General features: G+C 52.0%; 13 protein-coding genes. 2 read left to right on the forward strand and 11 right to left on the reverse strand.

The annotated features are described in order from the left end of the window. Positions 1-71: 71 nt before the first annotated feature. Together KVT34_RS11250 and KVT34_RS11255 are read right to left on the reverse strand one after the other, a co-directional pair. The gene (locus KVT34_RS11250; RefSeq protein WP_217558710.1) at positions 72-569 is read right to left on the reverse strand and encodes a MarR family winged helix-turn-helix transcriptional regulator; all 498 of its coding nucleotides are present in this window, start codon (positions 567-569) and stop codon (positions 72-74) included. 54 nt (positions 570-623) lie between these two features. Continuing rightward, positions 624-1,646 (reverse strand): glycoside hydrolase family 113 protein, encoded by a 1,023-nt coding sequence (locus tag KVT34_RS11255; protein ID WP_217558711.1) that lies wholly within the window; start codon positions 1,644-1,646, stop codon positions 624-626. A gap of 195 nt (positions 1,647-1,841) precedes the next feature. Between KVT34_RS11255 and KVT34_RS11260 the strand changes: the two genes are divergently transcribed. Further along, on the forward strand, positions 1,842-2,294 hold the full coding sequence (locus KVT34_RS11260; protein ID WP_217558712.1) for a VOC family protein: 453 nt from the start codon (positions 1,842-1,844) through the stop codon (positions 2,292-2,294). A gap of 195 nt (positions 2,295-2,489) precedes the next feature. Here KVT34_RS11260 and KVT34_RS11265 read toward each other — a convergent pair whose 3' ends face one another. Next, complete coding sequence (locus KVT34_RS11265; protein WP_217558713.1) at positions 2,490-2,885, reverse strand: VOC family protein; 396 nt, start codon at positions 2,883-2,885, stop codon at positions 2,490-2,492. A 298-nt stretch (positions 2,886-3,183) separates the two neighbouring features. On the opposite strand from KVT34_RS11265, the gene KVT34_RS11270 reads away from it, so the two are divergent. Continuing rightward, entirely contained in the window at positions 3,184-4,365 is a 1,182-nt protein-coding gene (locus tag KVT34_RS11270) for a winged helix DNA-binding domain-containing protein (protein ID WP_254634778.1), read from the forward strand. 160 nt (positions 4,366-4,525) lie between these two features. On the opposite strand, the gene KVT34_RS11275 is transcribed toward KVT34_RS11270, so the two are convergent. From KVT34_RS11275 to KVT34_RS11310, 8 genes are all read right to left on the reverse strand, one after another. Further along, positions 4,526-5,125 carry a hypothetical protein gene (locus KVT34_RS11275; RefSeq protein ID WP_217558714.1) on the reverse strand — a complete coding sequence of 200 codons (600 nt, stop codon included), beginning with the start codon at positions 5,123-5,125 and terminating at the stop codon, positions 4,526-4,528. Between the two features lie 183 nt (positions 5,126-5,308). Continuing rightward, entirely contained in the window at positions 5,309-6,178 is an 870-nt protein-coding gene (locus KVT34_RS11280) for a methyl-accepting chemotaxis protein (protein WP_217558715.1), read from the reverse strand. A gap of 21 nt (positions 6,179-6,199) precedes the next feature. After that, positions 6,200-7,654, reverse strand: a complete 1,455-nt coding sequence (locus tag KVT34_RS11285) for an aldehyde dehydrogenase family protein (protein ID WP_217558717.1) — start codon at positions 7,652-7,654, stop codon at positions 6,200-6,202. A gap of 207 nt (positions 7,655-7,861) precedes the next feature. Continuing rightward, positions 7,862-9,406 (reverse strand): choice-of-anchor Q domain-containing protein, encoded by a 1,545-nt coding sequence (locus KVT34_RS11290; RefSeq protein WP_217558718.1) that lies wholly within the window; start codon positions 9,404-9,406, stop codon positions 7,862-7,864. Positions 9,407-9,512: 106 nt separating this feature from the next. Further along, entirely contained in the window at positions 9,513-10,472 is a 960-nt protein-coding gene (locus tag KVT34_RS11295) for a carbohydrate kinase family protein (RefSeq protein ID WP_217558719.1), read from the reverse strand. Then, complete coding sequence (gene melA / locus KVT34_RS11300; protein WP_217558720.1) at positions 10,469-11,770, reverse strand: alpha-galactosidase; 1,302 nt, start codon at positions 11,768-11,770, stop codon at positions 10,469-10,471. Before melA ends, KVT34_RS11295 begins: the two co-directional genes overlap by 4 nt. Before the next feature lie 23 nt (positions 11,771-11,793). After that, entirely contained in the window at positions 11,794-12,618 is an 825-nt protein-coding gene (locus KVT34_RS11305; RefSeq protein WP_042226596.1) for a carbohydrate ABC transporter permease, read from the reverse strand. A gap of 15 nt (positions 12,619-12,633) precedes the next feature. Next, positions 12,634-13,569 (reverse strand): carbohydrate ABC transporter permease, encoded by a 936-nt coding sequence (locus KVT34_RS11310; RefSeq protein WP_217558721.1) that lies wholly within the window; start codon positions 13,567-13,569, stop codon positions 12,634-12,636. Between the last annotated feature and the right edge of the window lie 4 nt (positions 13,570-13,573).

The following is a 13,573-nucleotide window of genomic DNA, read 5'->3' on the forward strand; positions in this document are numbered from 1 at the left end:
GCGTACAGGCCCCGCTGTACAGCGGAAGCATCAGAAAAGCCCGGTCAATTGACCGGGCTTTTCCTGTTTGCTCATTTCTCGTCATGTTCATCCGCAAGCAAACTCCGGATATAAAACTCCTGCTGTTTAAGCATATAATCCGAAGCATTTCTGAGCAGTTCGGCAAAGAGCAGGCTGTGCTCCTTCCCTAGATGCTCAACGAGACCGACGAACATATGGAGGCGGGCTTCATTAATGTGCCGGATATACTTTTTGCCTTTATCCGACAGCCGGATTCTGACAACCCGCCGATCGGCGGGATCGGCATGACGCTCGACAAGTTCCTGTGCTTCCAGACTGTTGATATGCTGGGTTACCGTTGGCGAAGTAACATTCAGTTTTCCGCTGATTTCCGAAACTTTCATTCCCGGGCTTTCATCTTCGACATTCATACTAATGAAATAGAGAACCATTATTTCACCCGGCTTTTGATTGTGTACCGCCCGATTCTGCATCATATTTCCGCCGGCCTGCGCTTGGAAATACGATTCCATTAACTGCTCCGCGATTTGCTTTCGCTCATCCGCCAAACTGTTCACTCCCCTAAATCCGAATAACAATTGAGTTGCCAAGACACTATTGTTCTATGCTTTTATTGCGGCTTTATAGCGCGCTGCGATAGTGTGAAAGACTTCTTTGGGCTCCCAAGGCATGTCGGGGTAAGTTAAGCCGCACCTTTCTGGCAGTACCCGTACAACCCCGTATGAGGCTCGATCAAAATCACGATCGGGATCTTCATCGTACGGCAAGTTGTGGCTAGCAAAGGTGCACCAGAAAACCGTGTCGACTCCGGCTTCTTCGAAAATGTCCACGCTGTCGTTGAAATACCGGCTTTGTTCGGACTCGTCCCGCTCGTAGCTGCCTTTCAGCCGAACTGCCTGCGCGCCGTCCCACTCTACGATGAACATTCCACGCGCTCCCAGATCGATCGCACCCTTGAAGGTTGTGCATCCGAACTCGGAGATCACCAGAGGTTTGTTTGAGCCGGCCAGCTTCTTGATTGAATCCGCATAAAGATGAGCAACCTCGGCAGAGTTGTAGGCATCGACAGCGATGAAATCGAAAGGCTCCCAGTTCACAGGTTCGCTGGGCAGGGCAGCATACGTAACAGGACCCCCGAACCGGGCCCGCACGACGTCTACGGCACGTGTCAAAAAGCCGTTGAGCAAAGCAGGTAATTTTGCGAACGCGGACGGGCTAACCGCCCGTTGAGACAATGCCGAGAGGCGCTCCGGCAAAGTCTCGCCGGGAAGGAACCCCCGGGTAAAGAGCATAAGTTCGGCGCCCGTTACCATGACCACCTTCGCCCCCGTAATCCGGAGCCGTTCGGCGCGTTCTGCACAGTCTGCGAGCAAGTCAAGCAATTCATCTTGGTCCAGATCGTTTGTGAACGGCGAAAACCATACCTCAAGGCCTGCTGCCGCCGCCGCTTGCGAAGCGATCTCCAAGCGAACGGGCTCGCCGCCCGTAACCCGTACGGCAGTGCAGTGCAGATTATGCCGAATAATTTGCATTTCCCTGTTCACTCTCGCCGCATCGAAATTGGGGTGCGTACTGGTCCCCTCACTTAGAAATCCCGTGTCATAGGTCACTCCACGCATGCGCATAATGGACGAACTCCTTTCGTTTCCAAAATGAATAGAATGCTTATATATTAGGTAACCAATTAAATAGGTAACCTAATTATACGCGCGTGAACGCGGATAGTCAAATAGATTTGTTGGAAGGAATTAGTAACCCTTGATCGAATAAATTATGAAGAGGATCAGGTCATAAATTTGTACACATAAGGAGATAAAACTATGTCAAAAAACAAATTACTCAGAATGGACAATGTTGGCATCGTTGTAGAATCTCTTGATGACTCCATCGCTTTCTTCGAGGAGATTGGCTTGAAGCTCGAAGGGCGAGCTACTGTCGAAGGTGAATGGGCTGGTCGCGTAACCGGGCTGGGTTCACAGTGTGTAGAGATTGCTATGATGGTTACCCCGGATGGCCACAGCCGGCTTGAACTTTCGCGATTTCTCACCCCACCTGCTGTATCGGATCACCGAACTGCTCCTGTAAATGCCCTCGGTTATCTGCGCGTCATGTTCGCCGTTGAAGACATTGACGAAATGGTATCCAGACTGATTAAGCATGGTGCTCGGCTCGTCGGCGAAGTGGTTCAGTACGAGGACTCGTACCGGCTCTGCTACATTCGTGGAAAAGATGGACTTCTAATCGGATTGGCGGAACAACTCGGTAATAAATAAGTGACGTTTAAAAGAAGACTCCTCGTAAAAACCCTGTTATTTCTACAAACAGCATGGTATCATTCATCCTCACGTTTCACGTTAAATAAAAAAGCCGCGGAATCCGCGGCCATTTGTGAGCTTGAGCAGTTGTCCCTTGGCAAAACCCGAACCCCTTGTGGTGAAATATTGGTGTTGCGAAAAAGGTCCGAAAGCTTACTGTTTGGTAATCATCCACGTGATACCGAATTTATCTATGACTTCTCCATAATAAGCACCCCACGGCTGAAGAGCGAGAGGATACTTGCTTTCACCGCCCTCGCTTAACTTGGCATAAGCCGCTGCGGCTTCCGACACATCGTCATAGTTCAAGGCAAGACTGATATTCCGGTTATACGAAACCGGTTCGAAAGAGTCGGACAGCATTAACTTGTTCGTACCCGCTACTGTCAAAGCCAAATGCATCACTTTATCCTTCATCGCCTCAGGTGTTCCCGGCGCCTCACCAAATGTGGTCAGAAACTGAATTTCGCCGCCAAGAGACTCGATGTAAAAATTCGCCTGACCTCTTGCATCCTCCGACATCAGGTAAGAGTGAATTTGTGCTCCCATAAAAAGTTCAACAACCTTTCCGCTTGAATTTGTCTTTCTATGAATACAACGAATGAATAAAGATGAAATCGACAAAGGAAGTACATCATTTCAATTATTTTTAATCTTATTAATTGGGTCTATGTACAACTGCTAGTCGGTTAGTATAAAGCTGCAGGCTGCTGCTTCCACTCTCAGCGATGTTGATCTTCCTTTACGGCCATGGTAGTATTTCCCTTATTAAATATGGTTTTTGTCACAGGGGGGAACTCTACATGAACTGGAATCATGATACGAAAGCGTCCGGCTGTAACCGACTTTGTCTGGAATTTCTTCGGCCGCTCCCGATCTTATGAAAGATCAGGCAGCTTCCGAAGCGGACTTTGGTGGCCGCCGGTCCGCTTCCGTGCTCAGTCCGCGTGTGCTGAACCGGACCCTGCTCCATCGGCAGCTTCTGCTTAGCCGGGCAGATTTGTCCGTGCCGGAAGCCATCCGTCATCTGGTCGGCCTTCAAGCTCAGGCATCCAATCCTCCTTATATCGGGCTATGGACACGGCTTGAAGACTTCCGTCACGAAGACTTGTCGCAGCTGCTCCTGGAACGGCAGGTCGTACGAATCGCTCTGATGCGCTCTACCCTTCACCTGGTTACAGCTCGCGACTGCCTTGGCCTGCGACCGCTACTGCAGCCCGTGTTGGACCGCGGCCTGAAAGGCTCTTACGGCCGAAAGCTTGCCGGACTGAACATTGAAGCGATTGCAGCTGCCGGAAGAACGCTGGCCGAGCAGGAACCGCGTACGTTCAGCGAACTGGGATCGCTTCTGGGCACCCAGTGGCCGGACACAGATCCTGCCGCGCTCGCGGCCGTCGTCCGTACACTCGTGCCGCTTGTCCAAGTGCCGCCACGCGGAATCTGGGGCGTCGGGGGCCCCGCCGCCCACACGCCTGCCGAGACATGGCTCGGCAAGCCACTCCAGGCCGGCACCGGGCCGGACGAGATGCTCCTTCGCTACCTGACCGCATTCGGCCCTGCCACCGTGCAGGATATGCAGGCCTGGTCCGGACTGACTCGCCTGCGCGAAGCGGTAGACCGTCTCCGTCCGAGACTGGTGACGTACCGCGACGAGCATGGAAGCGAGCTGTTCGACGTGGCCGAAATGCCGCTTACGGACCCGGACGCCCATGCTCCGCTGCGTTTCCTGCCGGAGTTCGACAACATGCTGCTGTCTTATGCCGATCGGAGCCGCATTATCGCGGAAGAACACCGCTCCCGAGTCTTTACCGTCAACGGCATCATCCGGGCCACCGTGCTTGTCGACGGTCTCGTAAGCGGTACCTGGAAGGTTGAACGATTCCACGGTTCAGCAACCCTAGTCATAGAGCCCTTCAGGCCGCTGTCCGCGGAGAACCAAACGGCTTTGGCCGAGGAAGGCTCCCGGCTCCTCCGTTTTATTGCGGAAGATGCGGAAACATACGATATCCGTTATGTTGAACCTGAATAAAGCCATTCTATAAAAAAAGCTGACCCCATCACTCCGAAAGTGTGATAGGGCCAGTTTTTTACTTTACAACAAGATCGAAAAGAAAAACCGCAGTCCCGGCACTTTGTCTCCGTCTTCCTTAGGGACCAAGCGTAATCAGTGATCTTGCCGACATTCTCGTTCACGATCCCCTTTTTGCAGATCGCTGCTCCAACCATTCCAGAAATTGATCCGGCGTGTACACGTTATCGTCTAAAACCGCAGTATAAATGTCAAAACTCTTCACGGTTTTGCCATATTCCGCACGTTGGGCCCACATACTCTTGATTGTGAGGATGGAATGACGCCTTTCCGGAGTTAGGCGTTCCGGCATTGTTTTAATATGTCCAAGATCGGGCTGCCTTTCCGGTTCATCGATAAACCAGATGTCTAGCTTCCAATCCTTATCTTGTTCGGATCTATATTTCAGGCCAAGATACAACCCGTCAGGATAGGTTGGATCCGTATTCCAAGTACCAGAGTCGTTAATAAATTTTAGCTCCCGCACGCCCGTACGAACCATAATTTCCGAAGCAATCTGAGCTACAACATGTTGATCAAGCCGCGAACAGACGACCGTGATATCCAAGTCTCTCCAGACCATCAGCCCGAGAGCCGAACTGCCGACCCGAACCGGCTCCCCCGCTTGGCTTAGCAAATCGTTGAGTTTCAGTTCTTCTACTATACTTCCCGCTTCAGTCTGCAGAGCTTTCTGCTGCAAAATCAATTCGTTGTCGGACATTGTACCCTCTCCTTTTTGTTCATCAGCGAACGGAACCTTATGTGTATTGTAGGATTTCGTATCTGGACTTACAACTTCTTACATAGCAACCCCGGATCAAAGAAAAAACAAAAGAAGAAGTACATAACAACTGCACTTCTTCTTTATCGATTCGTTCAAAAGCGAATAGGGCTCATTTTTTTCCTATTGCTTGCTTTCGCTCGAATAAAGGGTTGCTTCGGCAACTTGCGCTAAATCCTCCGCTTTCGTACTGATTTCTTGGATCGTTGCGGAGAATTCACGGATTGCCTTTGACTGGGTATCGGTAAGCGTGTAAATGTCGGAAAAAGCATGATTTAACCGCAGCAAAAGTTCCTGAATATTTTTCGTGATGCCATTAATCTGGTCCACATTCTCTTTGGAGCTCGTCGCCAGCTTCCGAATCTCATCGGCTACGACGGAGAAGCCTCTCCCGACTTCACCCGCTCTTGCCGCTTCAATCGCAGCATTAAGTCCCAACATGTTGCTTTGATCCGAAATCTCCTTAACCACAGCGGAAATTTTACCGATCTGCTGCGCACTGGAGCTTACGTCCTGCATTTGGTGGGTAACGTCGGTCACACGGTCGGTAAGGTTCGAAACGGATTGGCTGATATCTCCGATAGACGCCGTAGTTTGTTCGACAATTGCGGAAAAGCTTTCGGCCATTTCAAAAAGCTTGTTCGCTTTCTCAAGGCTTGTCCCCATGCCTACGCCGCCGATAACCCTGCCCTGCTCGTCATGAAGCGGGATAGCGCGTGCGGCAAGAGGAAAACCAAACAGCTCTTTCGGAACGACTGCCGTTAAAGGCGTATTATTCCGGATCGCATTGGTTACGATATCCCCCTCCATTAGCGGGTCCCCCGGGCTGACATTCAGCGAAAAGGTTTTGCCCGGAATGTTGATGATCAGCTTCTCCGTGTCATAAATGCCAATTGTGATATCGTCATGATTCAGACTGGACAGCAATGGAGCTACCTTTACAAAGGCCCTGATCAATTCATGCTGTGTCTGCGCTTCTACCGCGTTATTCATATTCTCTTCTCTCCCCAGCCCTTAATACGGAAATTTCCTTTGTTTGTAATTAACCGAAATCCACTTCAGCGTCGTAAATTCATCCAGGCTCCATTCGCCGTTCAGACGGCCCAAGCCGGACTGCTTCTCCCCGCCAAAAGCTACGATCGGCTCGTCGTTAATTGTAACATCGTTCACATGGATCATCCCGGTGTGGATCTTCTTCGCCATTTCTACTCCGCGCTCAAGATTGGAAGTGTGAATGGCTCCGCTGAGTCCGAAACGTGTATCGTTGGCAATTTCAATCGCGTCTTCTTCGGTTTCGAAAGGGATGATACATACAACCGGACCGAACAACTCCTCTTGAGCAACGGCCATATCCGGCCGGACATTTACAAAAACGGTAGGATCTACCATTCTGCCGGTAATCTTCCCCTGCACCAGTGCAGAAGCGCCTTGCTCAATGCCGCTTGCGATCAGCTTCTCCAGTGTTTCGGCTTGACGGTTGTTGATGACGGGGCCAATGATGGTCTGCGGATCGCTAGGATCACCCGTTGTGAGCGTGGAGACCTTTTCTCTGAATTTATCCACAAAATCCGGATAGATCGTCTGCTGAACGAGAATCCGGTTGGCCGACATACAGATCTGGCCTTGGTGCGTGAATCTGCTGAATGTCGCGGCTTGTACCGCATAGTCGATATCCGCATCCTCCAGGATAATGAACGCACTGTTGCCGCCGAGCTCCAAAAGCGGCTTTTTGAAGTTTTTGATGGCCACTTGGCCGATATAACTTCCCACCTTAGTCGAACCCGTGAAGGAAATGACTCTCGGAATCGGATGCTCGACGAACGCGTCGCCAATCTCCTTAATATCCGTCACCACCACATTTAGCAAGCCCTTCGGTACTCCCGCTTCTTCGAAAATCTTGCCGATCAGAGTCCCCCCCGTAATCGGTGAATCCTCATGCGGCTTCAGCACAACGCCGTTTCCGGCCCCCAGTGCCGGAGCAACCGACTTCATGGACAAGAAGAAAGGAAAATTGAACGGGCTGATCACCCCAACCACGCCGACCGGGATCCGGTACAGCCGGTTCTCCTTCCCGTCCTCTACGGAAGGCAAGATCTTGCCCTCCATTCTAAGCGGGAACGTTGCCGCTTCCTTAATCATATTTTTCACAAGACCGATCTCAAAGGCGGCCTTCAGACGTGTTCCACCCAGTTCTTGGACAATAATGGACGTAATTTCTTCCTCATGAGCTTCTATGTATTTAACCGCATTCTCTAGGATATCGCGTTTGGCGTAAGGGTTAACCTTGTCCCATTCCAGCTTCGCTTTATAGGCAGCTTGATAAGCGCAATCTATGTCCGCAACGTCGGCTATTTGAAAAGTGGCGATAACCGCATCATTATACGGATTAATGTCAGGCAGTGATTTAGTGCTCTTGCCGTCTCTCCATTCGCCGTCTATAAATTGTTTGCCCAACTGTTGGAAGTCCATATAATCCCCTCTTTGACTGTTAATTAATAGCAACGTATATATCGACAAACTGCCGGATATTGTTAAGGCTTCTCCAGATTACAATTCTGTGAAGGACACCCTCCCGGTTGAATCCGTCAGGACTGCAAACGCAAACCAGCCTTCCCTATGAAAGGAAAGGCTGGTTCTCTTTAAGCGGCAAGCGCTTAGTTCCGGCTGCGGCGGTTTTTATTCGTCCGCCCCTATATTCACTGCTGCACCCTGTACACGAGGATCTCCGTCGATATCAAGCGAACCTATAATGTCCGGCTCGGTCGATCCGGCGTCAATTGCCGGGGAGCCCGGCTTCAGATGGAAATCGCTCGATGCCGCGTTTACGAAGGAGGGATCGGCAAACAGCGAGTGGGCGTCATTGCCCGTGCCTTTTTTATAGGCGGCGAAACCGTTGTACGTCACATTTTTCCATGTCCAGGCCGAATTGGCACTGCCTCCTGGCGCAAAGTACAAATTGTAATCCACAATGTTGCCCGAATTTTTCGTATATTCGTTATAGATCAGAACATTCGAAGAGCTGGCTACGAAAATGTTATTTTTAATGACATTGTTTTGAGTATCGTACTGGACATACAGTTGTCCGCTGCCGTCACCCAAGGTATCGTTCTTATAGAACGTATTGTTCACGATTACGCAGTTTGCCGTTGCTCCCCGCTGCTTGTCGTAACCTCCCATAGCCAGCCCGGTCAAGCGGTTGTTGTAAATCATATTGCTTCGGACGGTAATACGGCTGGTCGCTTTGCCCGCGTGTTCGGAAGCGATCTCGATGCCGATATCGTTGCCGTAGCTGTAGTTCCGCTCGATCAGGTTGTCTTTGCCGCCGTCGACATAAATGCCTCCTGCCGAATTGCTGTTGTTCGGAAGCTTTTTGCCGTAAGAAGGGTTGTTATTGGATGAAATGTTGTATACGCGATTACCGCGAATGACTCCGTTTCTGGCCTGGTCATACGCAGCATCCGGCGCTTTGCCTTCGAAACCGATCACGTCGATGCCGATATTGTCGTTATCGTGGATCGTGTTGTTCGTCACGGCGAACGTGTCGACGTTACCGTTGAGAACCAAAGACTCGCTGGAGCCGAGCACGAGATTGTACAGCTCGTTCCCGTCAATCGTAACGTCGTGGATCGACTGGGGAGCTTTCGTCCCGTACACGGCAATGCCGTGGGCATCCCTTCCCAGAAGATCGGTGCCTGCCGGAGCGGCCGTGTTCTTGATATCATGCACTTTGTTGCCGGACAGGTTTATGAAGCCTCCGGCACCGTGGACGTAAATGCCGATCGGCATGACATTGCTTTTGGCCGTCGTGTAGTTGCGGACCTCAAATCCTTTAATGTTGACATAGCTGGCATCGGTGAGGTCGATCAGCCCTTCCGTTCCGCTGACTGAAAGTCCCGTACCGTCGATAACGGCGGCCTCGGAATTGTAGGACGAGAACGTGATGGGGCCTTGCTGCGCAGAACCGGATTTCGTGATCTTCAATTTCTCGTTGTACACGCCGCCCCGGACGTAGACGGTGCTGCCTGGACCCGCTTGATTCGCCGCATGCTGCAGCGTCTTCCACGGCGAGTTTAGCGTACCCGGATTGGAATCGTTCCCGTTCGCCGCCACATAATAGTCGGTGCCTGCAGCCGATACAGACGGCGATTGGGCAATACCCAGTCCCAAACCCAGCACGGCTGCCAGGCTTAAACCCGTAATGAATGTTTTGCCGATTTGCACGAATAATCATCTCCCTGATTGGTTAATGTAGTCGGATTTTGCTTCGTTTCAACGAAACCGCGTATATCCCTGCGAGAATGCGCGGGCCTCACCTCCCTGTCCGAGTTTAGACGGCGGACTGCTCTTTCAGCAGCCTGCCGACAGCGTCAGTCGTCGGCAGATTGCCCGTTCCCCCGACGCCGAGCGTGGACAGTGCGCCGCACGCGTTGCCGTACTGGAGCAGCTCCTCTCCATTCAGGCCGCGGAGAGAAGCGTATATGATGCCGGCGTTAAAACAATCCCCGGCTCCCGTCGTATCCCGGGGAGACACCCGGAACGGGGCGGCTGTTACGACGCTCCCGTCCGGAGCAAGCAGGCTCGCGCCCTTGGACCCTTGCTTGACGGCTACCCGCCCCGCTGCGTTACCGAGCTTCTCGCGGATATCCGCGATCCGGTCCGCCGCGAAAATATGCAGCGCTTCATCCTCGCTCGGCATAAACAAGTCCGTTTCCTCCAGCAGGGAACGGATCCCCTCGGAATCCCACTCCTTGCGCACGTCCCAACCCGCATCGAATGAAGTACGCGTTCCCCTGGCCCGGGCCTCTCCGAAAAGCTTTTTCCAATGTGGTCTCATGCCGTCCTGCAAAAAGTAGGAACCGAAATGCAGATGATCCGCTTCGCGCAGAGTACTTTCCGGAATATACTCGGGTACTAACATCGGAATACTGCCCGGGTAAGTCAAGAGACCCCGGTCGGAAGGAGTCGTGAACGACAAGGTGACACCGGTCTTCACATCCGGCAGTACGGTCACTCCGTCGGTGTTCACCCCCATCCGCTGCAGCTCCCCGATGCAGAAGGCGCCAAGATCATCCTGGCCCGCAACTCCCACGAACCTTACATCCACCCCCAGACTGGCCAGCGCGCAAGCGGTGATCGCGGAAGAGGAACCGAGCACGGTTTGGAACCCGTCGACGATTTTCTCCCGGTTCCACTCCGGTATTACATCCCTGCCGGATATGATCAAATCCGCATTAATCTCGCCGGCGACGACAACGACTGGTCTACTCTTGCTGCCGGTATGCATCATTTCAGCACCGGGACGAAATCCCGCTCCGCTTCGTACAGCTCCTCGAACATCTCGCCGATTTCTTCAAGCGAGCATACGGCTGCGGATAACGGGTCCACCATCAGGGCATGGCGGGCCATTTCTTTATCCTTGTGGAGCACGGCGCCTGCGGCCAGTTCGAAAAAGGCCATATTGGAGCGGCACAAAGCGGCGAGATGCTCCGGCAAGCTGCCGAAATGACAAGGATGAATGCCGTTGCGGTCGATCATGCAGGCTACTTCCACGATACCGCCCGCCGGCAGATTTGTGATCAGGCCGGTATTGGGCACGTTGCCGTAGATGACTTTCGGCTCGTTTTTGAGCATGCCTTCGATAATGATGGCCGCATACTCGTTGCTCGGCTGAAGCTCAAGCGGCCGTTTTCCTTCGAGCTGCTCGATGATTTTCTCATCGTTTTCCTTACGCCATATCGGCCAGTTTTCCGCGTAATAACCGGTCGCCCCGTTGTATCCCGAATTGCAGTGCCGGTCGATTAACGATTGGCGTTTGCGGTAATAAGGGATGTATTCCGAGAAATGTCCGCTCGATTCCGATACGAACGCCCCCAGATATTTCATCGCGTCGAAACGTACCGGATCTTTTTTCAGCAGTTCGGGATCCTGAATTTTCTCCAGAAGCAGCGGGTACAAATCTTGTCCTTCATGCGTCAGCTCGACAAACCAGGACATATGGTTAATGCCTCCCGCTTTCCACTGCATCTGCTCATATGGAACCCCGGCATATTTGGCCAACTGACTGGACGTGTTCTGAATCGAGTGGCACAGGCCCACAACGGGAAGCGTCGTGATGCGGGACGTAAGCAGCGTGACGGCCGACATCGGGTTCGTATAATTGAGAATCGTCGCATCCGGGCACAAATCCTCGATATCCCGTACGATGTCCATCCAGGCGGGAAGCGTCCGCAGTGTTTTAAACAGCCCCCCGGGCCCGAGCGTATCGCCGATACACTGATTCACGCCGTATTTCAACGGAATTTCATATTCGTAACGGACGGTTTGCAGCCCGCCCACTTCAATCTGATTAATGACGAACTGGGAGCCGCCGATTACTTCCCTGCGGTCGGTAGAAGCGATTACGTTCCATTTCTTCCCGGTTTTCTCGATAATCCGGGCCACCAGCTTGCGGGCAATCTCCAGCCGTTCCCCGTCGATATCCACGAGTGCGAGGGTGCCCCCCTCTATTCCTTCGATCAGTAAAATATCTGTCGTTATTTCCTGCGTAAATGCGCTTCCCGCGCCGATAATTGAAATTTTAGTCATGGTTGTTCTCTCCTTTTTAAGGTCTATTTCATGCCGGTCATCGTCAAGCCTTTAATAAATTGCTTCTGGAAAATGAGAAATACGATAATCACCGGAATCGTTATGAGTACGGCCGCCGACATGACGACGTTATAATTGACGGTATGCGTTCCGTTAAAATAAACGAGGGCCAGCGGCACCGTCATTTTCCGGGTGTCGTCCAAAACGATAAGCGGCCACAAATAGTTGTTCCATGAGTTCATGAAGGTAAAGATGCCAAGCGCCGACAACATGGGAAAAATAAGCGGCGTAATAATTCGGACCATCAACCGCAGCTCCCCCGCACCGTCAATTCTGGCGGCATCGAGCAGATCCTGCGGGATGTCCTCGATAAATTGCTTGGCGAGAAAAACACCGTACGAGCTGACCAGACTCGGTAAAATAATCGCCAGCAGCTGGTTGACGAGACCGAGTTTGGCCGTGATCAAATAAGTCGGGATCATGACGACTTGAAACGGGATCATCATCGTGGCCAGAATGAGCAGGAACAAGATCTTTTTTCCTTTGAACTCGTGTTTGGCGAAAATATAACCGGCCAGCGCGCTCGTAAAAAGAGTGGCTGCCGTAATGACGACAGATGTCACCGCGCTGTTCAGCAGCCATCTTACAAAAGGCGCGTCAACAAGCACCGTGCGATAGCCCTCCAGGCTTGCCTCTTGCGGGAACAAGGTGTGCGATCCGGAGACAATTTCCATATTGCTTTTCAGCGAAGACAGAACCATCCAGAGATAAGGCAGCAGCATTAAACAACCGGCAGCCGCCAATACGATCAGAATCGCTCCGTCCAGCCATCTGTTTCTACGTTGCATTTATTCGAGCCTCCTTCAATGTTCCCAATCCGTGCGGCCCCATTTAAGCTGCAGGACGGTCACGGCCAGAATAATCATCAAGAAAACAGTCGCCATTGCCGACGCATAGCCCATGTTGGAGTTGGAGAAAGCCATCTCATAAATGTGTAGGGCAATCACTCTCGTTTCGTTAAACGGTTCTCCCTTGGTCATGATCTGGAATTGGGCGAAGGCCTGAAAATAAGAGACGACCGTAGTCACGGATACGAACAGCATCGTTCTCCGCAGAAGCGGAAGCGTCAGATACCGGAATGAATGCCAGCGGTTCGCTCCGTCCAAGAGAGCGGCTTCATAATACAGCCCGGGAATGGAATCGATTCCGGCGATGAACAGGACGATATTGTAGCCGATGTCCGCCCACAACGTCATGATAATGACGGAATACAGCGCATAATGCGGGTCGCTCAGCCATTGGATGGGCGCCATATGCAGCTTTTCAAGCAGCATGTTGAAAAGGCCGTGATTATAATTGAACATCGTGCTCCACACGATAGCCGTTCCCGCAAGCGGGGCGATCGTCGGCAGAAAAAACACCGTGCGCATCAAATTGCGCAGCCATCCTGTTTGCAGCCGCTGAATGGCCACCGCAATGAGCAGGGTGATGGCTATATTCACCGCAACGGCAACGACAACGAACTTAACCGTCACCCAGAGCGATTTCAGAAAGACCGAATCTCCCAGCATCCGCGCGTAGTTTGCCACACCGATGAACGTCGTGTTGGAGCTGAGGGGATTATATTTGAAAAAGGACAGCCCGAGACTCCAGCCGATCGGAAGAAAAGCGAATGCGCCGAATAAGAGCAGGATTGGAATCAGCGACAAATAAACAAACGCGCGCGCGTTCTTTCGGCCTTTAGGTTGGGCTGCCGGTGGAATCTTTCGAGTTCTGCCTGCTGCCGGTTCAAGATTCATACTC

It is taken from the genome of Paenibacillus sp. GbtcB18 (assembly GCF_019091125.1).
Taxonomy (GTDB): domain Bacteria; phylum Bacillota; class Bacilli; order Paenibacillales; family NBRC-103111; genus Paenibacillus_F; species Paenibacillus_F chitinolyticus.